Below are 21,955 nucleotides of genomic sequence, written 5' to 3' on the forward strand. Positions count from 1 at the left end.
GCCGCGTTGTTTGTTGTGATCGCTATTCGGCGGCCATCATCGGCTGCGGCACCAGGCCGGCGCCGGGCCGCATCTGGAAGTCGTAGGACATCAGGTGCCACGGGCCGGACACGCGCTCGCCGTTCGGCAGCACCGGTTCGCTCTTCGGCTCGACGCGCGCGATGAGTTCGTCCTTGACGCCGAACACCACGTCGCTGCGCAGATATTCGTCGCCATCGAGGAAGACGTGGGTGATCAGCGGCTCGTAGCCCTCGGCCTTGACCAGGAAGTGCACATGCGCCGGCCGCATCGGATGACGCTTCGTGGTCGTGATGAGTTCGCCGACCGGGCCGTCGATCGGGATCGGGTAGCTGCACGGCAGGATGGTGCGGAAGGAAAAGCGGCCGTCGGCGCCGGTGACGAAGCGCGCGCGCAGCGAAGGGCCGTGCGCCGCATAGTCCGCCTTCTGCGAATCGTAGAAGCCGTCGTCGTCGGCGTGCCAGACGTCGATCTCGGCGCCGACGAGCGGCTTGCCGGCAAGGTCGGTGACGCGGCTCTGCACGAACATCACCTCGCCGTCGATGCCTTCCGAGATATTGGCCCCGTGCGGCGTGACGCGGTGTTCGCCGACATAGAACGGCCCGAGCACCGTGGTCTCGGTGGCGCCCTCGCGCTCGCGGTGATTGATCGCGTCGACCAGCATCGAGACCCCGAGCACGTCGGAGAGCAGGATGAACTCCTGGCGCAGCGGCGTGCAGGTCTGGCCGGTGCGGGTCAGGAATTCGATCGCGTGATTCCATTCCTCGAAGGTGAGTCCGGTGCGGCGCACCAGATCGTGCAGCGACTTGACCGTCTCCTCGATGAGGAATTTGAGCCGCGCGTTCGGCGTGTTGGCGAAGCTGCGAAGAACTTCGTCGGTGAGGTCATGCTCGTTGAAATTGGCCATCATGCTGTCCTTTGATCTCGAGATGTTCAGTGCAGCGCAGGCGCATCGCCGCGCCAGGCCGCCGCGATCAGGTCCTGGATCGCGACGCGCTCCACAGGTCTTGGATTGGCATAGGGGCTGCGCACGGCCATCTCGGCGGCGCGCGCGATGCCGTCCTCGGGCATTCCGATGTCGGCAAGCCGGCGCGGCAGCGCCAGCCGGCGCGCGAGGTCGAACAGCCCTTGCGGCGCATCCGTCGCGCGCAATGCGCGCGCAATTCGGATCATCGCCTCAGGCGCGGCCGCGGCGTTGTAGGCGGCCGCATGGGGCAGCACGATCGCGTGGGTTTCGGCATGCGACAGGTTGAACATGCCGCCCAGCACGTGGCAGAGCTTGTGGTGCAGCGACATGCCGACCGCGCCGAGGCACGCGCCGCACAGCCAGGCGCCATAGAGCGCGTCGCGCCGCGCTCCGGCGTCGGCAGGCGCAGTCATGATGCGGGGCAGCGCGCGCGCGAGCGCGGCGATGCCTTCCTCGGCCATCAGCGAGGTCAGCGGATTGGCGTCGGGCGCATAAAGCGCCTCGACGGCGTGCGCGATCGCATTCAAGCCGCTCGCGGCGGAGATGTGCGGCGGCAGGCTGACCGTGAGATCGACGTCGTAGATGACGGTGTCCGGGACCAGATCCTGGGAATGCTGCGTGGTCTTGATGCCGTTAGAGGTTTCGCCGAGGATCGGCGTCATCTCCGAGCCGGCGTAGGTGGTCGGCATCGCGATATGCGGCAGCCCGGTACGCAGCGCCAACGCCTTGCCGAGCCCGACCGTCGAGCCGCCGCCGATCGCGACCAACCCGTCGATGTCGCGGGATTCGACGATGCCAAGCGCTTCGTTGGTGACCTCGACCGGCGTATGCATGCGCGCGCCGGCGAACAACCCCGCGAGCCTGTCGCCGAGGCCGGCGCCGAGCCGGCGTCCGAGGTCCTGCTGCTCGGGGGTGGTGAGCACCAGCGCCCGCTTGATGCCAAGGCGCTCGCTCTCCTCGCCGAGCCGCGCCGAGGTGCCGGCGCCGAACACCACGCGATATTGCTGCGAGCAATAGGCAAAGGCGCCCTGGCGGGCATCGGTCGCAGCTGCTGCAAGTGCGACGGATGCGCTTCCGGCGTCCGGCGTCGCGGTGCTCATGGCATTTCTCCCAAGCCGGCGAACCGGCAGTCTCATCTTGTTGGGAGAAAGCTAGCGGCGGGCGGCCGCGCCGGGCCTGCACGAAACCGGAGAAAATCTGCACAAAACCGGAAAAATCATCCGGTGGGACACCACCCGGCCGTGCCGCCCTCGTCCGTCCCGGCCGCCGCGCCTAATGGCTGCGCCGGTATCGCCCCGGCGTCACGCCGGCGAAGCGGCGGAACATGCGGGTGAAATGCTCCTGATGGGAGAAGCCGCAGGCGAGCGCGATGTCGGCGAGACTCTGCGTCTCGTCGGCGAGCAGCGCTCTCGCCCGCTCGATACGCAGATTGAGCACATATTGGTAGGGTGAGATGCCGCTGGTCGCCTTGAACAGCCGCACGAAATATTCGGTGCTGCGGCCGCACAGCTCCGCCAGCTGGTCGAGCCGGATATCGGTATCGAGATTGGCGTCGACGAACTCGCGGATGCGCGCCATTTGCCTGGTGCTGAGCAGGTTCGGGTGCTTGCCGGCCTCCACGCTCGGCTTGTGGAAGTTGATCGCGACAAAGCGGTTGGCGATCGCCTGCGCGATCGGATCGATGAACAACGACGAGGCCGGCAGGCCGCTGGTGATGGTGTCGCCGATCGCCGCGGCGAGATGCTCCAGCACCGCATCCTGATCGCCGAGCATCGGCGCCAGCCCGCCGATCAGGCTCGGCGCTCCGTCGCGGCCCGCGAACAAGTCGGACCGCAGATAGATGTGGGTGGATTCGAGCGCCTCGCGCAGCACCACGTTGCAGGCGTGCCCCGCCGGCAGGAAGAACACGCCGCCGCGCGGGATGTGCCGGGCGACCGACTTGCCGTCCATCACATAGGTGATGTCGACCGGACCGCCACGATGCAGCACCATCAGATTGTCCGACAGCGCGTGGAAGTGCCCGTCAAACGGCCGTTCACGCTGCACCGAGGCATACGCCGACGACCAGCCGAGCCCTTCGCTGGAGCCACGGAATTCGGCCTGGAAGCGGTCCAGGATCCCGTGCGTCTCCTGCACCCCAAAATTCGACGTCGCCTGCATCCGACTGACCAAGGGCTCGAGGCCTCACGTGCCGCGGAGTGAAACCCAACGGCCCCCGATTTTCAATACAATCGAACCGAATGGCGCCCCTGGCGGCCTTGCTGCGTCGCAACAGCGATGCCGGCTACTCCTTGACCGCGACCCAGATCACGTGGCGCACGCCGCGGCCTCGGCCGGTGGCGCGGACGGCAATTTCGTTGACCGCGAACCCCGCCCGGGACAGCGATTTCGGGAACTTGGCATTCGGGCCGGACGACCAGACGGCGAGCACGCCACCACGTCGCAATGCGTTGTGCGCGATCTTGAGCCCGGAGACATCATAAAGCCCGTCATTGGCCTTGCGGGTCAGACCTTCTGGGCCGTTGTCGACATCGAGGAGAATGGCATCGAAGCTGCGCGGATGACGCTCGATCACGTCAGCGACATCCGTCTCCCTGATGCTGACGCGCGGATCGTTCAGGCTGTCGCCGAATATCTCGGCCATCGGGCCCCTCGCCCAGGCAACCACGGCCGGCACCAGTTCGGCCACCACGATCTGCGCATCGCGCCCCAACACCGCGAGCGCCGCCCGCAGCGTAAAGCCCATGCCGAGGCCGCCGATCAGAAAATGCGGCTTTGCGACCTGCTCGATCTTCTTCGCAGCAAGCGTCGCCAGTGCGGCTTCCGAGCCTGACAGGCGGCTGTTCATCAGCTCGTTGGTGCCGAGCATGATCGAGAATTCGCGGCCTCGCCGCATCAGGCGCAATTCACCTTCGGTGCCGGGAATGCGCGCGGTATCGATCTTTTCCCATGGAATCATGCGGCGGCTTGTAACATGTAGCGGCCGGATTGAGGCTAGCCACCGGCCCAGACGTCGAGCACGTAGCGGTTCCGGGTGCCCATTTCCTCGATCCAGCGCGCGGCGGCATCGGCGTCGACACCGGTGCGCTCGCGATAGATCGACATCAGGGTCGTCTTGACGTCGGGCTCCATCTTGCCACCGTCGCCGCAGACATAGACGATCGCGCCCTTCTGGATCAGCTCCCAGACCTGGTCCTTCTGCGCGGCGACGAGGTGCTGCACATAGGTCTTAGGCCCGTCGGCGCGCGAGAAAGCGGTGTAAAGATTGCCGATGCCGTCGGCTGCGAATGCCTTCAGCTCGTCCGCATAGATGAAATCCTGCTCGGGATGGCGGCAGCCGAAGAACAGCATCGCGGGGCCCAGCGTCGCGCCCCGTGCCTTGCGCGCGGCGCGCTCCTGCAGGAAGCCGCGGAACGGAGCGAGCCCGGTGCCGGGCCCGATCATGATGATCGGCACGGCGTTGTCGTCAGGCAGGCGGAAGCCCGCCTTGGTTTCCTTGATGGTGGCGTGGACGGTGTCGCCGGCGCGGCGGCGCGCCAGATAGTTCGAGCAGATGCCCTTGTAGATGCCGCGCCCCGAGCTCGCAGGCGCTTCCACCACGCCCACGGTGACGCTGCAGCGCTGCGCCTCGCCGGCCGGGGACGACGAGATCGAGTAATAGCGCGGCGCCAGCAGCGACAGCATTTCAAGGTAGAGGTGGAACGGCAGCTCGCAGGCCGGATATTCCTCGAGCAGGTCGAACACCGATTTGCGCCTGGCCAGCACCTCGGTGCGGTAGCGCGCGGCCGATGCGTCGTCGTCGCCGACATAGGCCATCAGCCTCGGCCTGGTCACCGGGCAGCGCGTGTGCTCGGCCATGATCTGGATCTGCTTGCGGGTCGCGACCTGCTGCAGCTCGACGAACTCGGTGAGCAGCCGCCCGACCGACACGGCGTTGCCGACCGGCAATTGCGCGCGGCGGCCTTCCGAGACCTGCAAACGGATCTGGTCGGCCGGCAGGAAGCCGAAGCGGCGCGCGACGGAATCGACCAGGGTCGGATCGTTGCGCGGTACCACGCTGAGATGATCGCCGACGCGATACTTCAGGCCGGCCGGCAGCTCGACCTCGATATGCCGGGTCGAGCGCTCCGAGGGATGGGCGCCTTCCTTGTTTTGCAGCTCGCTGTTGGCGAGCACCTTCATCGGCACCGCGCCGCCCTGCGTCACGATGGTGTTGACCGCCCCCTGTGCCACCGGCTCGATCGCGTAGAGCGGCTCGTCCTCGGCGGTACGGGTGAAATTCCAGTCGATGCCAAATTCCTTGGTCGCGACCTTCGCCGCCTCCGGGAACCATTTCTGGAACTGGCCGTCGAGATCGCTGCGCGCATCGCCCTCGCCGCGCGGATAGACCGCCCTGGCGCCGTTTTTGGTCAACTGCTCGTCGATGAAGCGCGGGACCGACTGGTAGGTCGCCGCCCAGTCGCTGTTGCCGCAGCCGAACACTGCGTAGCGCACCTTCGCAAAAGCGTCCTTCGGCAGGTCGCTCTCCAGCCATTTGACGAATTGCGTTGCGTTATCGGGCGCCGCGCCGTTGTAGGAGGCGCAGATGATCAGCACGCCGCCCTCTTCCGGCAGCTTGCCGACATAATCGTCCAGCGGTCCGAGGCGCACCGAGAAGCCATTGATCTCGGAGAGATCGGCCATGCGGGTCGCCAACTCCTCGGCCGAGCCGAGGTTGGAGCCGTAGAGCACCAGCATCGGCGTGTTGTGGCCGGGACGCGTGGTCGGCGCGCGCTGAACCTTCGGCGCGGCCGCAACCGCGCCTGTGCTGCCGGCGAAGGCGCCGCGATCCCTGTCGTCGCGCGGCCGCACCTTGATCCTGAAGCCGTCAGGCTTGACGGTCAGCGTCTCCTTCAGGTGCATCTGGTAGCGATGCACGTCGAGCAGCTTGAAGCGTTGCAGGATCATCCCGATCGCCAGCGCCGCCTCGTGCATGGCAAAGCCGCGGCCGATGCAGGCGCGCTGTCCGTTGCCGAACGGCTTCCAGGCGTTGATCGGGCGCTTGGCCTCGGCCTCGCGGCTGAAATTCTCGGGATCGAACACATCGGGGTTCGGACCCCAGACCGAGGGATCGCGATGCAGCGCCATCACCAGCACGGTGATGAAAGTGTTCTTCTTCAGTCGGTATTTGCCGCCGATCGTCTCATCGTTGAGCGGCGCAATGCCATAGGCCGGCGCTGGCGGCCACAGCCGCAGCGCCTCCTTCAGGCATTGGGTGATGTAGGTGAGCTGCGTCACCTGCTGATAGGTCGGCCGCGCATTGACGTCAGGACCAAGGACGCGATCGACCTCCTCATAGGCCTTCTTCAGCACCTCGGGATGCTTCAGCAGCGCATAGATCGTGCACGACAGCAGGCCAGAGGTGGTCTCATGGCCGGCGATCAGGAAGGTGTTGATCTGGTAGCGGATGTTGACGTCGTCGAGCTGCTCGCCGGTGGCGCGGTCGACGCCGGTCATCATCGCGGCCAGCATGTCCTTCTTGTCACTGGTCACGTCGGTATTGCCGCGCCGTTCGGCGATGATCTCGTCGACCATCTTGTTCATGAAGCCGACGTCGTCGGTCAGCGTCTTGCGCCGCTTCTGCATCCACAGACCCTCGAGCGGCAGGCCGCGGGTCATCATGATGGTTTCGAGCGAGCGCACCAGCGATTCCACGAAAGGATGGTAGTCGCGGCGATAGAACGAATTGAAGCGGTAGTCGAAGCCGCAGAGACCGATGGTGTCGAGGGTCAGCGCCGTCATGTCGTGGACGACCTCGATCTCCTCGTCGGCGTTGAGGCGCTCCCATTTCTTGACCAGCTGCTCGGCGATATCGACCATGCTCGGGTGATACGACTGCATGGCGCGATTGCCGAACGGCTGCATCAGGATGTTGTGCGCCTTGCTCCAGTTCGGCTCCCTGGTGTCGGCGGTGAACAGCCCGTCGCCGCCGACCGCGCGCACCCGCCGCAGCGAACCGCGCACCGCCTTGTCGAAGCGCTTCTCGTCGGAGAGCTCGTCGACGAGGTCGTGGCCGGACACGATCACGAGCGGCGCGCCCATCATGTCGAGCCAGAAGATCGGCCCGAGCTCCTTGGAGAGCTTGACCAGATGCTGCACCGGCGCAGTCGAATCCAGCGACAGCATGTTGCCGACCACCGGCTTCGTCGGTGGATGCGGAATCGGACTCAGTCTGTTGCCGGACGCCATGTCGGAAGTGCCCCCATGTCTTTCCACCCGTCATTGCGAGGAGCGAAGCGACGAAGCAATCCATCTCACCTCATATGCGGGCAGATGGATTGCTTCGCTTCGCTCGCAATGACGGCTCTACCGTCTCGTCGTTACCCAAACCGCTTTCTGCGCCATTCGATCAGCTTGGCGCTGACCTCGTCAGGTTTTTCCTGCTGCGTCCAATGGCCGCTGTCGTGGACCAGATGCTTTTCGAGATCGGGCACCAGTCTCTCCATGCCGTCGGCGGCCGAAGGCGGCAGCACCGCGTCGTTCTCGGCCATGATCATCAGCGACGGCACCCGCACATTGTGGTCGAGCCCGGCCGAGCGTTCCCAGTTGCGGGTGAAGTTGCGATACCAGTTGATGCCGCCGGTGAAGCCGGTCTTGGTGAAGGTGTCGACGAACACCTTCTTCTCCTCCGCCGACAGGATCGGCGTCCGTGGATCATGCTTGGCGTCATAATTCGCGATCATCTGCGGAAACGCCAAATTGAGCCGGGCCGAGGCGCCGACACCGGCGATCGGTTGCTCCTCCGGCGCACCGGGCGGACGGGCGGCCGGCTTGCGCATGAAGGCGTCAAAGGTCTGCTCGACCCGGCTGCCGAAGATGCGGTCCGGCTCGCGCGCCGGGTCCTGGAACTGGACGATGTACATATGGTCGCCGAAGCGCTGGCGGAACAGCGCGATCGGATCCATCGGCGCCCGGTCCCAATGCGGCGTGTTGACGCCGACGACGCCGGCGACTCGCGTCGGATGCCTGAGCGGCATCTGCCAGACGACAAAGCCGCCCCAGTCGTGACCGACGAAGATCGCCTTGTCGATCTTGAGATGGTCGAGCAGGCCGACGAGATCGCCGGTCAGGTGCTCCATGTCGTAGGCTTCGACCGGCTCCGGCCGGTCGGTCGCGCCGTAGCCGCGCTGATCCGGCGCGATCACCCGGATGCCGGCATCGCCCAACGCCTTGATCTGGTGGCGCCAGGAGAACGCCAGTTCAGGCCAGCCGTGGCACAGCACCACCGGCGGCGTGTCGGTCTTGGGGCCTGCTTCGTAAAACCCCATGCGGATGCCGTTCGTCTCGGCGAACTGCAGCGGTGGCATCTCGATCATCGTGAAATTCCTATTCAGCCGCGCCCTTGATGTCCGCGGGCGGGGGAGCGAACGCCGCCTCGAGTGCATCGAACTCGAGCGGCAGCATGTCGCACATCACCTGCACGTGGGGAATGATGTTGGCACCCACGATGAAGCCGAAATCGAGCTGATCGCGGTAGCTCTGCACGGTGATGTTGAGCGCCACGCCGTGGGTCGAGATCGAAACCGGGAAGATGTGCAGCAGCTCGGCGCCTGCCGCGTACAGCGTCTGCCGCGGCCCGGGCACGTTCGAGACCGTGATGTTGGTCGCCGGCGGCAGCACGTTGGAGAGATCGGAGCGGCTGTAGAGCAGCGCCAGGATCTGCACCAGGATCGGCGCACCCAGCAGCGAGATGTTGGTCACCTGCGGCACCAGGGCGCGCAGCGGATGCGACATCTCCTTGGACTTGGTGGACTGCGCGATGATGGTTTCCAGCCGCTTCCGGGGATCCTCGATGTCGGTCGCGATCGAGCAGATCATCCCGAACACCTGGTTGTTGGATTCGGCATTGCCCTCCTCGCGCAGCGAGATCGGCACGCCGGCGGTCAGCGATTTGTTGGGCAGCGCGCCCTGGCTGATCAGATAGCGCCGCACCACGCCGGAGGCGAGCGCCAGCACGACGTCGTTGAGCTTGCCGCCCGAGGCCTTGGCCAGCGCCTTGGCGCGCGACAACGAGATCGAGGTGCCGGCAAAGCTGCGTTCCGACGAGATCGCCTTGTTGAGGATGGTCGGCGGCGAGGCCATCGCCTGCAGGTTCTCACGCGACCTCGGATCGGCGACCTTGGCGACGACGTCGGACAGGCTCTTCATAACGGTCGGCATGGAGCCTGCGAACTTCACCGCGCTCTCGATCTGGAACATGGCGTTGTCGAACAGGATCGAGCCGAGGTCGCTCTTGCCCGAGCGCGGCAGCTCCAGGCTCTTCTGCGCGGCGGCGGCCGCCTCGAACGGCTGGGTCCAGAGCTGCTGATAGGCGTCGATCAGATTGGCCGCGATGTCGCGCGGCTCCTGTGCGACCTTTTTCGCGCTCGGCGGCTCGATCTCGCGCGGCACCGGCGTCAGGTCGTAGATCATGCTGGTCAGCGCAGCACCAGCGCCGCCGTCGATACAGGCGTGGTGCATCTTGGAATAGAGCCCGATCTCGTTGTCCTTCATGCCCTCGAAGACGTAGAACTCCCAGAGCGGGCGGGCGCGGTTCAAGAGCTTGGCGTGCATCCAGCCGACGATGCGCTCCAGCGTCGCGCGATCGCGCGGCGCGGGCAGGCTGGCGCGGAAGATATGGCGGTCGATGTCGAACTGGTCGTCCTCGACCCAGGAGGGATGATCGATGTCGAGCGGCGCCTTCTGCAGGCGCGCCTTGAGGATCGGCGCGATGTGCAGCCGCGAGGCGATCATCGCCTTGAATTCCTCGAAGAAGTCGCCCTTGTAGCCGTCGGGCAGGCGGAAGATCGCCATGCTGCCGACATGCATCGGCATTTCCGGCGTTTCCAGATACAGAAACGATGCGTCCAGCGAGGACAGCTTCTTGGCGTCGCTCATGATCTCCTCCCGAGAGCCTACTCACGCGGGCGCCTTGGCGGCGCTTCTCGTCGTCTGATCAGGATAGTGCCTGTTCTGCCGGCCCGTAGGCAATGGCAAAGGGGCCCGACCGGTCAAAATGCCGGAACTCGCCTTCCGACTGCGCCAGCCGGTCCGCGATCGCCCACAGCGCTGCCGGGTTGACACCGAGGCCGAGATGGCTGGCCAGTTGCACCTCGATGTTTTCGGCGGTCGCTGACGGCCGCACCCGCGAGGTGCGCCAGTTCACGATGCCGTCGGTGCGGGAATAGATCGAGGTGGCCGGCACCGGCATGTCGCCGGCGATCGCGGCGCGAATCTCGGGGATGTCGTCCACCGCCTCGCCGGACAGCAGCTCATACAGCCGGGTCGCGTTGGTGGCGCGGATGTCGTCGGCGAACGGACTGCCGAGCGTAATGATGGAGCGCACCAGATCGGGCATCTGTGTCGCCAGGTCGCGCGCATAGACGCCGCCAAGGCTCCAGCCGATGATCGAGACCTTGCGCCCGGACGCTTCATGGACCCGCTTCAGCAGGTCGCGCAGCGCAGCCCGCCTGCTGGAAATCCCGCCGAAATTGCGGCCCATGTTCCAGGCGTAGGCGTCGTAGCCGAGCTCCTTCAGATAGCGCCGCATCGGCGCCATCGAGAGGTCGCTGGCAAGGAAGCCCGGCAGCGCCAGCACCGGGTGGCCGTCGCCCTTCGGCGCCTGCATCAGCAGGGGCGACAGCAGCAGGCTCGAATTGAGCTCGAGCACGCCGCGCGCTTCGGCCAGCATCAGGAACAGGCTAGGCGGGCGCAACCGGCGTTCGGTCCCATCAACGCTCCTGTCCATGCCGGTCACTATTTCTTCTTGCTCGTGCCGCCGAAGCCGGCCATCGCCACGAACATGTCCTGGAAGCGCTCGGCGAGCTTGGGATCGAAGGTGAACCAGCTCTGCATCAGCGATTCCGGCGAAATCTTATCGATGTTCGACAGCATCTGCTGCTGCAGCTTGTCCATGACGGCATTCTGCATCGGCGCCACATCCGGCAAGCCGAAGAACTGCCGCGCTTCAAGGGGCGTACAATCTATCTCGACGTTGACTTTCATATCCGCCTCCTCAAACGCGCCTGACCCACCTCAGTATCGCCGCGACGGGGTGCGTTGCGCAAGTCGGCCCCACCCGCCCCAAGGTGCAGTCGGCCTCAATCATCCGTTATGGTCAACCAAACCGTTTTGGAGCGACCGGCATAACGGGGCGCGCCGCCGATCATTTCAGCGATCAGGAGGCGGCACTCCGAAAGTCGAATGTCGCGCGTTTGCGGCGAACAGCCTACTGTCGAATCCCATTCATTGCGCTGCACCCGTGCAAACAGGTTAACCCTTTGGGAAATCGCGCTTGCGCGGCCGGTAAACTCTGGCAACATGGATCAATAATACCAGCCGGACAAAGCAGCCGGCGGACAAAAACGGGGACGCGGGATCACATGTCGGTACGTTGGAGTTTGTTTGCGGCGACGGCCGTCGCACTGGTTGCCCTTGCCTTGCCGGCATCGGCCCAGACGTTGAAGTATGCCAACCAGGGCGAGCTCAAGTCGCTGGATCCCTACACGTTGAAGGAAACCACGACGATCGCGCACCACGCCCACGTCTATGAGGGCCTCACCGCGCGCGACAAGGACCTCAAGATCATTCCGGCACTGGCGGAAAGCTGGGAGACGCTGAGCCCGACCAAATGGCGCTTCCATCTGCGCAAGGGCGTGAAATTCCACAATGGCGACCCCTTCACCGCCGACGACGTGCTGTTTTCCGCGGACCGCGTCCGCGCCAAGGGCTCCAATTTCCTCAGCAACGTCCCGGCCGACGCCAAATTCACCAAGGTCGACGACTACACCGTCGACGTGACGCTGGACTCGCCCAATCCCATCCTGACCTCGCAATGGGATAGCTGGTACATCATGGACAAGAAGTGGTGCGAGGAGAACAACTCGGTCGCACCGACGCCGGCCTCCGCAACCACGCCGAGCTACGCGGCGCTGCACGAGAACGGCACCGGCCCCTTCACGATCGAGAGCCATCAGCCCGGTGTGAAGACCGTGTTCAAGGCGTTTCCCGGCTATTGGCGCAAGCCCGAGCATAATCTCAAGGAAATCATCTTCACCCCGATCGGCTCCGACGCCACGCGCGTCGCCGCGCTGCTCTCGGGCGAAGTCGATGTCATCGAGCCGGTTCCGCTGCAGGACATCCAGCGCGTCAATTCCAGCGGCGTCGCCACCGTGATGACCGCGCCGGAGATCCGCACCATCTTCATCGGCATGGATATGGCCCGCGACGAGCTGCTGTATTCCAACATCAAGGGCAAGAATCCGTTCAAGGACATCAGGGTCCGCGAAGCCTTCTACAAGACCATCGACGTCGATCTGATCAAGACCCGCGTGATGCGCGGCATGTCGACGCCCTCGACCCTGATGATCGCCCCCGAACTCTATCCGCTGTCGAAGGAGTTCACCCGGCCGAAACTCGATCCTGATGGCGCCAAGAAGCTGTTGGCCGACGCCGGCTATCCGAACGGCTTCGAAGTCACGATGGATTGCCCGAACGACCGCTACGTCAACGACGCCGCGATCTGCCAGGCGGTGGTCGGCATGCTGGCCCGCATCGGCGTCAAGGTGAACCTGCTGGCGCAGCCGAAGGCGCAGTATTTCGGCAAGGTGCTGAAGCCCGGCGGTTACCAGACCTCGTTCTTCATGCTGGGCTGGACCCCCGCGACATCAGACTCGCACAACGTGCTGCACGACATCCTCGGCTGCCGCGACGATGCGAAGGATTCCACCCGGGGCGAGGCCAATCTCGGCGGCTATTGCAACAAGGAAGTCGACGCGCTCACCGACAAGGTCCTGGTCGAGAGCGACACGGCCAAGCGCGACCAGTTGATCAAGCAGGCCTACGAAATCGTCATCAAGGATTACGGCTACATTCCGCTGCATCAGCAACCGCTGGTGTGGGGCGTGTCGAAGAAAGTCAAATTGACCCAGCGCGCGGACAACCAGGTGCTGCTGTACTGGGCGACCAAACAGGGTGAATAGTGGCTATGGCGAATTGGGTCCCGGAAGCGCAGGCTTCCGGGACCTCGCGTTTTCCGGTCGCGCAAAGCCGCGCGCCAATTGTCAAAAGCAGTGAAAGGTAGAGATGCTCGCTTTCACTCTTCGCCGCTTCCTCCAGGCCATCGGCGTCATGCTCGCCGTCGGCATCATCGCGTTCGCGATGTTCCGCTTCGCCGGCGATCCGGTGAACCAGATCGTCTCGATCGACACCTCGGCGGCGGAACGCGCCTCGATCCGGCAGTCGCTCGGCCTCGACGATCCCGTGCTGGTGCAGTTCGGCCGCTACTTCATCAATGCGCTGCAGTTCAAGTTCGGCGTGTCCTACCAGTTCCGCCTGCCGGTCTCATCGCTGCTGGCGGAGCGCATGCCGGCGACGCTGGAGCTTGCGATCGTCGCCACCATCTTTGCGATGGTGGCCGGCATCCTGATGGGGGTCTATTCGGCGCTGCGCCGAGACACCATTCTCGCCAGATTATTCCAGGCGATATCACTGATCGGCATTTCGCTGCCGACCTTCCTGATCGGCATCCTACTGATCTATCTGTTCGCCGTGACCTTGGGCTGGCTGCCCTCCTTCGGCCGCGGCGACGTGGTGAAGCTCGGCTGGTGGTCGACCGGGCTCCTCACCGTCTCCGGCTGGAAGGCGATCATCATGCCGGCGATCACGCTCGGGCTGTTCCAGATGACCCTGATCATGCGGCTGGTGCGCGCCGAAATGCTGGAAGTGCTGCGCACCGACTATATCCGCTTTGCCCGCGCCCGCGGGCTGACCACGCGCGCGATCCATTTCGGCCACGCGCTGAAGAACACGCTGGTTCCGGTGATCACGGTGGCCGGCCTGCAGTTTGGCTCGGTTATTGCTTTCTCGATCATCACCGAAACCGTGTTCCAATGGCCGGGCATGGGGCTTCTGTTCGTGCAGGCCGTGCAGAATGTCGATATCCCGATCATGGCCGCGTATCTCCTGATGGTCTCGCTGATCTTCGTCACCATCAATCTCGTGGTCGACATCCTCTACACCGTGGTCGATCCGCGCTTGCGGTCGACCGTCGGCCGCGCGGCGTGAGGGACCAAACCATGTCCGACGCCGTCGTCCCCCATCGCACGCAAGACCACCAGGCACCTGCCGGCTGGGTCAGGCGCGCGCTCGACAGCGACATCTTCTATTCGTTCCGCCGCTCCAGGCTGACGATGGTCGCAGCCTCCATCACGCTGCTGTTCTTCCTGCTGGCGATCTTTGCGTCATGGCTCGCGGTGCAGGATCCGTTCGATCCGGCGCAGCTGCAGCTGCTCAACTCGCGGATCGCGCCGCTGTGGACCGCCGATGGCCAGAGCCCGTTCCTGCTCGGCACCGACGAGCAGGGCCGCGACGTGCTCTCGGCGATCCTTTACGGCCTGCGCATCTCGCTTGCGGTCGGCATCGCAGGCGTGGTGTTCGCCGGCGCGCTCGGCATCACCCTTGGCCTGATCGCCGGCTATTTCGGCGGCGTGGTCGACACCGTGATCATGCGGATCGCCGACGTGCAGCTCACCTTCCCGGCGATCCTGATCGCGCTGCTGGTCAACGGCGTCGCCAAATCGCTGCTCGGCAACCGGCTCGACGAGATGAGCACGCTTGGCGTGCTCGTGATCGCGATCGGCCTCAGCTTCTGGGTGCAGTATGCCCGCACCGTGCGCGGCTCGGTCATGGTCGAGAAGAACAAGGACTATGTCGCTGCGGCGCAGTTGATCGGCCTGCCGGCGCCGAAGATCATGTTCCGCCACGTGCTGCCGAACACCATGGGACCGATCCTGGTGATCGCCACCATCAACCTCGCGCTCGCCATCATCACCGAGGCGACGCTGTCGTTCCTCGGCGCCGGCATGCCCGACACCATGCCGTCGCTCGGCACCCTGATCCGGATCGGCAACAACTATCTGTTCGCCGGCGAATGGTGGATCGTCGCCTTCCCGGGCATTGCGCTCGCGGGCCTGATCCTCTCCATCAACCTGCTCGGCGACTGGCTGCGCGACGCACTCAACCCGAAGCTCCGATGACCCAACCTGTTCTTTCCGTGCGTAACCTCGAGGTGGAATTCGTCACCCGCCGCGCCACCTTGCGCGCCATCAACGGCGTGTCGTTCGAGATCGCCAAGGGCGAGGTGCTCGGCGTGGTCGGCGAATCCGGCGCCGGCAAATCGGTCACGGGCCTTGCCGTGATCGGGCTGATCGATCCGCCCGGCCGCATCTCCGGCGGCGAGATCGAGCTGTCGGGCACGCGGATCGACCATCTTCCCCCGGAGGAGATCCGCCGCGTCAGGGGCAAGCGGATCGGCATGATCTTCCAGGACCCGCTGACCAGCCTCAATCCGCTCTACCGGATCGGCGACCAGATCATCGAGACCATTCGCACCCACACCGACTTAAGCGAAAGCGCCGCACGCAGGCGCGCCATCGATCTATTGGCCGAGGTCGGCATTCCCGCGCCGGAGAAGCGCATCGACGGCTATCCGCATGAATTCTCCGGCGGCATGCGCCAGCGCGTCGTCATCGCGCTCGCGATCTGCGCCGAGCCGGAGTTGATCATCGCCGACGAGCCGACCACCGCGCTCGACGTCTCGGTGCAGGCGCAGATCATCGCGCTGATCAAGCGGCTCGGGCGCGACCATGGCACCGCCGTGATGCTGGTGACCCACGACATGGGCGTGATCGCCGAGACCTGCGACCGCGTCGCGGTGATGTATTCGGGCCGCATCGCCGAGATCGGCCCGGTGCAGGAGGTGGTGCGCAATCCCTTGCATCCCTACGCCAAGGGCCTGATGGGCGCGATCCCGACACTCGCCGGCGAGGACAAGCGCCTGGTGCAGATTCCAGGCGCGATGCCGCGGCTGTCGGCAATCCCGCCAGGCTGCCCGTTCAATCCGCGCTGCGCGTTTGCGTTCGATCGCTGCTGCATCGAGCGGCCTGAGCCGATCCGGCAGGGCACGCAATCCGTCGCCTGCCATCTGTTCGAGCCCGCGAAGGAGACCGCGGCATGAGCGGGACGTTGATCGAGGTCAGGAACCTGCGCCGCGTCTTCGACGTCTCGAAGCCATGGCTCAACCGCGTGCTCGAGGGTGGCCATCTCGAGCTTCTGAAAGCCGTCGACGGTGTCAGCTTCGACATCAAGCGCGGCGAGACCTTTGCGCTGGTCGGCGAATCCGGCTCCGGCAAGACCACCGTTGCGCGCATGGTCGTCGGCCTGCTGCCGCCGAGTTCGGGCGAAGTCATCATCGACGGCATCTCGATGACCGATCCGCGGCAGGGCCAGGCGCGCCGCCGGCTGCGCCGGCGCATCCAGATGGTTTTTCAGGATCCCTATGCGAGCCTCAATCCGCGCTACCGGGTCGCCGCCATCGTCGCCGAGCCGATCCGCGCCTTCGACCTGATCCAGGGGGAGCGCGACATCAAGGCCCGGGTCGGCGAATTGCTTTCGCTGGTCGGCCTGCACCCCGACGACGGCCAAAAATTCCCGCACGAGTTTTCCGGCGGCCAGCGCCAGCGCATCGCGATCGCCCGCGCATTGGCGTCCGAAGCCGAGTTCATCGTCTGCGACGAGCCCACCTCGGCGCTCGACGTCTCCGTGCAGGCGCAGATCCTCAATCTGATGCGCGACCTCCAGGACAAGTTCGGCCTGACCTATCTGTTCATCAGCCACAATCTGGCGGTTGTCCGCCACATGGCGACCAGGATCGGCGTGATGTATCTCGGCCGCATCGTCGAGATCGCCGAGGGCCGGAAACTGTTCGAGAACCCGAGGATGCCGTACACGAAGATGCTGCTCGGCGCGGTTCCGGATCTTGCGATGTCCGGCCGCCAGCGCATCCCGGTCAAGGGCGAGATTCCCAACCCGATCGATCCGCCCTCAGGCTGTGCGTTCAACCCGCGCTGTCCCCTCGCCTTCGATCTCTGCCGCGAGAGGGCGCCGGAACTGATCGACGGCGTCGCCTGCCACGCGGTCAACAGCCCTGCCGCCGCCGTTCCGGCATGATCACGCGGATGGGAGCGGCCATGTCCACCAAGCGGTTGGCATACCAGCCCGGCTGTGATCAAGTGCGCGCGTGCAAGTCGCGCCAGAACAAATCGAAGAACAAACCGCCTAACGGTGAATCGCCATGAGCAACGTCAATCCCGATCCATTCACCACAAGGCCCGAGATCGAAGGCACCTTCGGCGTCGTCACCTCGACGCACTGGATCGCGACCGCGGTCGGCATGGCGACGCTGGAGAAGGGTGGCAACGCCTTTGATGCGGGGGTGGCAACTGCCTTCACGTTGCAGGTCGTCGAGCCGCATCTGAACGGCCCCGGCGGCGACGTGCCGATCATCGTGCACGACGTGAAGCGCGGCAAGACCGAGGTGATCTGCGGCCAGGGCCCGGCGCCCGCGAAGGCAACGATCGCGCATTACCGCAGCGAGGGCCTCGAGATGGTGCCCGGCACCGGCCTGCTCGCCGCCTGCGTGCCCGGCACGTTCGAATCCTGGATGCTGCTCTTGCGCGACTACGGCACATTGAAGCTGCGCGACGTGCTGGAGCCCGCGATCGCCTATGCCCGCGACGGCTATCCGTTGGTCGAGCGTGCGTCAGCCACCGTCAAGACCGTCGAACAGCTTTTCCGGAAATACTGGACCACCTCGGCCGATGTCTATCTGCCCAACGGCGAGGTGCCGAAGCCCGGCACCATCTTCACCAACAAGAAGCTCGCGGAGACTTACACTCGTATCCTGACTGAAGCAGAGAGCGCCGGCGGCGACCGCGTGGCGCAGATCGAGCGCGCGCGGCAGGCGTGGTCGAAGGGCTTCGTCGCGGAAGCGATCGACAAGTTCTGCCGCACCCAGGAGGTGATGGACGTCTCCGGCTCGCCGCATCGCGGCGTGCTGTCGGCCGACGACATGGCGCGCTGGCAGCCGACCATCGAAGCGCCGCTGACCTATGACTACGGCCGCTACACCGTGCAGAAGGCCGGGGTCTGGAGCCAGGGTCCGGTGATGCTGCAGCAACTCGCGCTGCTGAAGGGCTTTGAGCTCGACGGGCTCGATCCCGCAGGCCCCGACTTCATCCATCTGCAGATCGAAGCCGCCAAGCTCGCTTATGCCGATCGCGAGACGTTCTATGGCGACCCGAAATTCACGAACATCCCGATCGAGACGCTGCTGTCCGACACCTATAACAACGAACGGCGCAAGCTGATCTCAAGGGACAAGGCTTCGCTCGACTTCCGCCCCGGCTCGGTCGAAGGCTTCGGTGGTGTCGTCAAATTGCGACATGCCGAAGGGCATCGCGAAGCGGTCGGCGCCATGGGCGCGGGTGAGCCGACCGTCGGCCGGTTCGGCGAGGTGCGCGGCGATACCGTGCATTTCGACATCATCGACAAGGCCGGCAACATGATCTCGGGGACGCCGTCGGGCGGCTGGCTGCAATCTTCGCCGGTGATTCCCGAGCTCGGCTTCTGCCTCGGCAGCCGCGCCCAGATGTTCTGGCTGGAGGAGAACCACCCGGCCTCGCTGGCGCCGGGCAAACGGCCGCGCACCACGCTGTCGCCGACCATGGCGCTGCGCGACGGCGAGCCGTATCTCGCCTGGGGTTCGCCGGGCGGCGACCAGCAGGACCAGTGGATCACCCAGTTCTTCCTGCGCCACGTCCACGCCAAGCTCAATTTGCAGGAGGCAATCGACGCACCGGCCTGGCACTCCGAGCATTTCCCGATCTCGTTCTGGCCACGCACCTCGCGGCCCGGCGTGCTGGTGCTGGAAAATCGCGTGCCGAAATCGACCATCGACGAATTGAAGCGCCGCGGCCATGTGGTCGAGGTTGGCCCCGATTGGTCGGAAGGCCGGCTCACCGCGGCCTCGAAGGTCGGCCCCCGCCGTCGCGCCGCCGCCAACCCGCGCGGCATGCAGGGCTACGCCGCAGGGCGCTAGCACAAGGTGATCGCCACAGCATGATGACGTCCGGTCGGATCGCGAAGCGAGCCTCAAACTCCACCTCGCCCCGCTTGCGGGGAGAGGTCGGATCGCATCGAAGATGCGATCCGGGTGAGGGGGAGTCTCCGCGAACTCGATTTTCATCATCTTCGCGGAACAAGCCCCTCACCCCACCCCTCTCCCCGCAAAGAGCGGGGCGAGGGAGAAGAGAAGCGAGATGACCTGGTCGATCGTCGCCCGCGACAGCGCCACCGGCCAGCTCGGCATCGCCGTCGCGACGCGGTTCTTCGCGGTTGGCGCTCTCGTGCCGCACATTGCACCTGGGATCGGCGCCGTTGCGACGCAGGCGCTGGTCAATCCCTATTACGGCATCGACGGCCTTGCGCTGCTGCGCGACGGCAAGAGCCCGCATGAGGTGGTCTCGGCGCTGCTCGCGCCTGACAACAGCCGCGACAGCCGGCAGGTGCATCTCATGGACGCCAAGGGCCGGATCGCTGCCCACTCCGGCAAGGATTGCATCGACTGGTTCGGCCATATCGCCGGCGAAGGCTTTTCGATCGCCGGCAACATGCTGGCCGGACCTGCGGTGCTCGACGAGACCGCACGCGTCTATGAGGCGAACGAAACGCTGCCGTTCGCGGAACGGCTGATCAAGGCGATGCTCGCCGGCGAAGCGGCCGGCGGCGACAAGCGCGGCAAGCAGTCCGCGGCGCTTCTGATCCACGGCACCGAGGAATGGCCGGCGCTGGACCTGCGGGTCGACGACCATGCCGATCCCCTGCGCGAGCTGGAGCGGCTGGAAGCGGTCAGCCGCGAGCACTGGGTGCCGTTCCGGGGCTTCATGCCGACCCGCGCCAACCCGGCCGGAATCAGCGATCGCGCCAGGATCGAGGCCGGCATCGCAGCGGCAACCAAGAGCGGCGAATGACCGCCGGCCCGCTGATCGAGATCGAGGGCCTGCGCGTCACCTTCCACGGCGACGACGGTCGCACCACGCATGCCGTCGACAGCGTCGATCTGTCCGTCGCCAACGGCGCGACGCTCGGCCTGGTCGGCGAGTCCGGCTGCGGCAAGAGCGTGACCTCGCTCGCGATCATGGGGCTGTTGCCGAAGCAATCCGCCGCGGTGTCCGGCGCGATCCGCTTCGACGGCTTCGACCTGCTCGACGTGCCTGACGCGACGCTGCGCGACCTGCGCGGCAATCGGCTTGCCATGATCTTCCAGGAGCCGATGACCTCGCTCAATCCGAGCTTCACCATCGGCGACCAGATCACCGAGACTATTTTGCGCCACCGCGGCGGCTCCCGGCGCGCGGCGCGCGAGCGCACCATCGAGCTGCTGCGCCGCGTGCATATCCCCTCGCCCGAGAAACGCATCGACGAATATCCGCACAAGCTGTCCGGCGGCATGCGCCAGCGCGTGATGATCGCGATGGCGCTGGCCTGCGACCCGCAGCTCCTGATCGCCGACGAGCCGACCACCGCACTCGACGTCACGTTGCAGGCGCAGATTCTCGATCTGATGCGCGAGCTGAAGGCCGCGAGTGGTGCGGCGATCATCCTGATCACCCACGATCTCGGCGTCGTCGCCGAAGTCTGCGACGAGGTCGCGGTGATGTATGCCGGGGAGATCGTCGAGCGCGCCCCGGTCGACGAGCTGTTTGCCAATCCGCAGCATCCCTACACGGTCGGCCTGCTCGGCTCGATCCCGCGGCTCGACCGCCGCACCAGCCATCTCGCCACCATCGAGGGCATGGTGCCGAACATGGCGAACCCGCCGGCGGGCTGCCGCTTCGCCGCACGCTGCCCGTTCATGGAGAATGCCTGCACAAAATCACCCCCGCCGCTGGCGATGCTGAGCGCGACCCACGCCTCGCGCTGCCTCCGCGCGCCGCTGGAGCGGCTGGTGTCATGACTGTTCTGCTCGAGGTCGAAGGGCTGGTGAAGCATTTCGTCGCCGAACGCTCGCTGTTCGGCCGGCCGACCGCCCATGTGAAGGCCGTCGACGGCGTCAGCTTCACGGTCGAGGCCGGCAAGACGCTGGCGCTGGTCGGCGAATCCGGCTGCGGCAAATCCACCGCCAGCCGCCTGGTGCTGCGGCTGATCGAGCCGGATGCCGGACGGATCCGCTTCGAGGGCCGCGACCTCGGCACGCTCAATGCCGAGCAATTGCGCGCGTTCCGCCGCGATGCGCAGCTGATCTTCCAGGACCCCTATGCGTCGCTCAACCCGCGCATGACGGTGAGCCAGATCCTGACCGAGCCGCTGGCGCTGCACAATCTCGTCCCGGCGGCGGCCCGCCGCGAACGCGTCGAGGAGCTGTTGCGTCTGGTCGGGCTCGAGCCGCGCTTCGCGCGCCGCTATCCGCATGAATTCTCCGGCGGCCAGCGCCAGCGCATCGCGATTGCGCGCGCCCTTGCGGTCGAGCCGAAGCTGATCATCTGCGACGAGCCGGTGTCGGCGCTCGACGTCTCGATCCGATCCCAGATCCTGAATTTGCTGCGTGACCTGCAGGATCGCCTGAAGCTCGCTTACATCTTCGTCTCGCACGATCTCGCCGTGGTGAAGCACATCGCCGACCGCGTCGCCGTGATGAATCTCGGCACCATCGTCGAGACCGCGGATGCACAGGCGCTGTTCACCGCGCCGCGCCATCCCTATAGCCGCGCATTGCTGTCGGCGATCCCGGTGCCGAAGCCGCGCGCCAAACGCAGCCGCATCGTGCTGGAGGGCGAGTTGCCGAGCGCGCTCAATCCGCCCTCCGGCTGTCGCTTCCATACCCGCTGCCCCTATGTGATCGCGCGCTGCCGCAGCGAAGTGCCGCAGTTGCGCGAAGATGGCACCGGATATGCAACGGCCTGTCACCGGACGGGCGAGCTGCCCGGCGCGGAGGCGATCGTGCCGTCCGATGGCGGATTCTCGCCGACGCTGGAAAAGCTGGTGGCGGCGTTCAATGCGGCGGAAGCCTCGGGACGGCCCGGGGTTATTCGTAGGGAATAAAGGCGTAGCGGA

General features: G+C 65.6%; 18 protein-coding genes. 9 read left to right on the forward strand and 9 right to left on the reverse strand.

The window, feature by feature from the left end; translation table 11 throughout:
* Positions 1-22: 22 nt before the first annotated feature.
* The 9 genes from H8A95_RS05890 to H8A95_RS05930 form a co-directional block, all read right to left on the reverse strand.
* Positions 23-925: an intradiol ring-cleavage dioxygenase gene (locus H8A95_RS05890; RefSeq protein WP_229182315.1), complete on the reverse strand. Its 903-nt coding sequence runs from the start codon at positions 923-925 to the stop codon at positions 23-25.
* Positions 926-951: 26 nt separating this feature from the next.
* Positions 952-2,085, reverse strand: a complete 1,134-nt coding sequence (locus tag H8A95_RS05895; protein WP_229182316.1) for a maleylacetate reductase — start codon at positions 2,083-2,085, stop codon at positions 952-954.
* Between the two features lie 172 nt (positions 2,086-2,257).
* Positions 2,258-3,121, reverse strand: a complete 864-nt coding sequence (locus H8A95_RS44095; RefSeq protein ID WP_229182317.1) for a helix-turn-helix domain-containing protein — start codon at positions 3,119-3,121, stop codon at positions 2,258-2,260.
* Positions 3,122-3,269: 148 nt separating this feature from the next.
* Positions 3,270-3,944 (reverse strand): spermidine synthase, encoded by a 675-nt coding sequence (locus H8A95_RS05905; protein WP_229182318.1) that lies wholly within the window; start codon positions 3,942-3,944, stop codon positions 3,270-3,272.
* A gap of 35 nt (positions 3,945-3,979) precedes the next feature.
* Positions 3,980-7,213: a bifunctional cytochrome P450/NADPH--P450 reductase gene (locus H8A95_RS05910; protein ID WP_229182319.1), complete on the reverse strand. Its 3,234-nt coding sequence runs from the start codon at positions 7,211-7,213 to the stop codon at positions 3,980-3,982.
* A gap of 131 nt (positions 7,214-7,344) precedes the next feature.
* Positions 7,345-8,340: an alpha/beta fold hydrolase gene (locus H8A95_RS05915; RefSeq protein ID WP_229182320.1), complete on the reverse strand. Its 996-nt coding sequence runs from the start codon at positions 8,338-8,340 to the stop codon at positions 7,345-7,347.
* 10 nt (positions 8,341-8,350) lie between these two features.
* Positions 8,351-9,901 (reverse strand): WS/DGAT/MGAT family O-acyltransferase, encoded by a 1,551-nt coding sequence (locus tag H8A95_RS05920; RefSeq protein WP_229182321.1) that lies wholly within the window; start codon positions 9,899-9,901, stop codon positions 8,351-8,353.
* A gap of 58 nt (positions 9,902-9,959) precedes the next feature.
* A complete protein-coding gene (locus tag H8A95_RS05925) occupies positions 9,960-10,751 on the reverse strand; it encodes an esterase/lipase family protein (RefSeq protein WP_229182322.1) in 792 nt (263 codons plus the stop codon).
* Positions 10,752-10,759: 8 nt separating this feature from the next.
* On the reverse strand, positions 10,760-11,008 hold the full coding sequence (locus H8A95_RS05930) for a DUF6489 family protein (RefSeq protein WP_163153019.1): 249 nt from the start codon (positions 11,006-11,008) through the stop codon (positions 10,760-10,762).
* 377 nt (positions 11,009-11,385) lie between these two features.
* Here H8A95_RS05930 and H8A95_RS05935 point away from each other — a divergent pair, with 377 nt between their 5' ends.
* From H8A95_RS05935 to H8A95_RS05975, 9 genes are all read left to right on the forward strand, one after another.
* Entirely contained in the window at positions 11,386-12,984 is a 1,599-nt protein-coding gene (locus tag H8A95_RS05935) for an ABC transporter substrate-binding protein (protein ID WP_229182323.1), read from the forward strand.
* Positions 12,985-13,087: 103 nt separating this feature from the next.
* Positions 13,088-14,068 carry an ABC transporter permease gene (locus H8A95_RS05940; protein WP_163153021.1) on the forward strand — a complete coding sequence of 327 codons (981 nt, stop codon included), beginning with the start codon at positions 13,088-13,090 and terminating at the stop codon, positions 14,066-14,068.
* Between the two features lie 11 nt (positions 14,069-14,079).
* Entirely contained in the window at positions 14,080-15,039 is a 960-nt protein-coding gene (locus tag H8A95_RS05945; RefSeq protein WP_229182324.1) for an ABC transporter permease, read from the forward strand.
* A complete protein-coding gene (locus H8A95_RS05950; RefSeq protein ID WP_229182325.1) occupies positions 15,036-16,019 on the forward strand; it encodes an ABC transporter ATP-binding protein in 984 nt (327 codons plus the stop codon). The genes H8A95_RS05945 and H8A95_RS05950 overlap by 4 nt, the downstream gene beginning before the upstream one ends.
* A complete protein-coding gene (locus H8A95_RS05955; RefSeq protein ID WP_163153024.1) occupies positions 16,016-17,011 on the forward strand; it encodes an ABC transporter ATP-binding protein in 996 nt (331 codons plus the stop codon). The genes H8A95_RS05950 and H8A95_RS05955 overlap by 4 nt, the downstream gene beginning before the upstream one ends.
* A gap of 124 nt (positions 17,012-17,135) precedes the next feature.
* Positions 17,136-18,941 carry a gamma-glutamyltransferase family protein gene (locus tag H8A95_RS05960; protein ID WP_229182326.1) on the forward strand — a complete coding sequence of 602 codons (1,806 nt, stop codon included), beginning with the start codon at positions 17,136-17,138 and terminating at the stop codon, positions 18,939-18,941.
* 220 nt (positions 18,942-19,161) lie between these two features.
* On the forward strand, positions 19,162-19,872 hold the full coding sequence (locus H8A95_RS05965) for a DUF1028 domain-containing protein (protein ID WP_229182327.1): 711 nt from the start codon (positions 19,162-19,164) through the stop codon (positions 19,870-19,872).
* Complete coding sequence (locus H8A95_RS05970; RefSeq protein ID WP_229182328.1) at positions 19,869-20,858, forward strand: ABC transporter ATP-binding protein; 990 nt, start codon at positions 19,869-19,871, stop codon at positions 20,856-20,858. The genes H8A95_RS05965 and H8A95_RS05970 overlap by 4 nt, the downstream gene beginning before the upstream one ends.
* Positions 20,855-21,943: an ABC transporter ATP-binding protein gene (locus H8A95_RS05975; protein WP_229182329.1), complete on the forward strand. Its 1,089-nt coding sequence runs from the start codon at positions 20,855-20,857 to the stop codon at positions 21,941-21,943. Before H8A95_RS05970 ends, H8A95_RS05975 begins: the two co-directional genes overlap by 4 nt.
* The last annotated feature ends 12 nt before the right edge of the window (positions 21,944-21,955 follow it).

This window comes from Bradyrhizobium oropedii, assembly GCF_020889685.1.
Taxonomy (GTDB): domain Bacteria; phylum Pseudomonadota; class Alphaproteobacteria; order Rhizobiales; family Xanthobacteraceae; genus Bradyrhizobium; species Bradyrhizobium oropedii.

Coding starts and splice junctions, on each gene's coding strand:
- H8A95_RS05890 (WP_229182315.1), bottom strand. CDS start 925: ATGGCCAATTTCAACGAGCATGACCTCACCGACGAAGTTCTTCGCAGC.
- H8A95_RS05895 (WP_229182316.1), bottom strand. CDS start 2,085: ATGAGCACCGCGACGCCGGACGCCGGAAGCGCATCCGTCGCACTTGCA.
- H8A95_RS05905 (WP_229182318.1), bottom strand. CDS start 3,944: ATGATTCCATGGGAAAAGATCGATACCGCGCGCATTCCCGGCACCGAA.
- H8A95_RS05910 (WP_229182319.1), bottom strand. CDS start 7,213: ATGGCGTCCGGCAACAGACTGAGTCCGATTCCGCATCCACCGACGAAG.
- H8A95_RS05915 (WP_229182320.1), bottom strand. CDS start 8,340: ATGATCGAGATGCCACCGCTGCAGTTCGCCGAGACGAACGGCATCCGC.
- H8A95_RS05920 (WP_229182321.1), bottom strand. CDS start 9,901: ATGAGCGACGCCAAGAAGCTGTCCTCGCTGGACGCATCGTTTCTGTAT.
- H8A95_RS05925 (WP_229182322.1), bottom strand. CDS start 10,751: ATGGACAGGAGCGTTGATGGGACCGAACGCCGGTTGCGCCCGCCTAGC.
- H8A95_RS05930 (WP_163153019.1), bottom strand. CDS start 11,008: ATGAAAGTCAACGTCGAGATAGATTGTACGCCCCTTGAAGCGCGGCAG.
- H8A95_RS05935 (WP_229182323.1), top strand. CDS start 11,386: ATGTCGGTACGTTGGAGTTTGTTTGCGGCGACGGCCGTCGCACTGGTT.
- H8A95_RS05940 (WP_163153021.1), top strand. CDS start 13,088: ATGCTCGCTTTCACTCTTCGCCGCTTCCTCCAGGCCATCGGCGTCATG.
- H8A95_RS05945 (WP_229182324.1), top strand. CDS start 14,080: ATGTCCGACGCCGTCGTCCCCCATCGCACGCAAGACCACCAGGCACCT.
- H8A95_RS05950 (WP_229182325.1), top strand. CDS start 15,036: ATGACCCAACCTGTTCTTTCCGTGCGTAACCTCGAGGTGGAATTCGTC.
- H8A95_RS05955 (WP_163153024.1), top strand. CDS start 16,016: ATGAGCGGGACGTTGATCGAGGTCAGGAACCTGCGCCGCGTCTTCGAC.
- H8A95_RS05960 (WP_229182326.1), top strand. CDS start 17,136: ATGAGCAACGTCAATCCCGATCCATTCACCACAAGGCCCGAGATCGAA.
- H8A95_RS05965 (WP_229182327.1), top strand. CDS start 19,162: ATGACCTGGTCGATCGTCGCCCGCGACAGCGCCACCGGCCAGCTCGGC.
- H8A95_RS05970 (WP_229182328.1), top strand. CDS start 19,869: ATGACCGCCGGCCCGCTGATCGAGATCGAGGGCCTGCGCGTCACCTTC.
- H8A95_RS05975 (WP_229182329.1), top strand. CDS start 20,855: ATGACTGTTCTGCTCGAGGTCGAAGGGCTGGTGAAGCATTTCGTCGCC.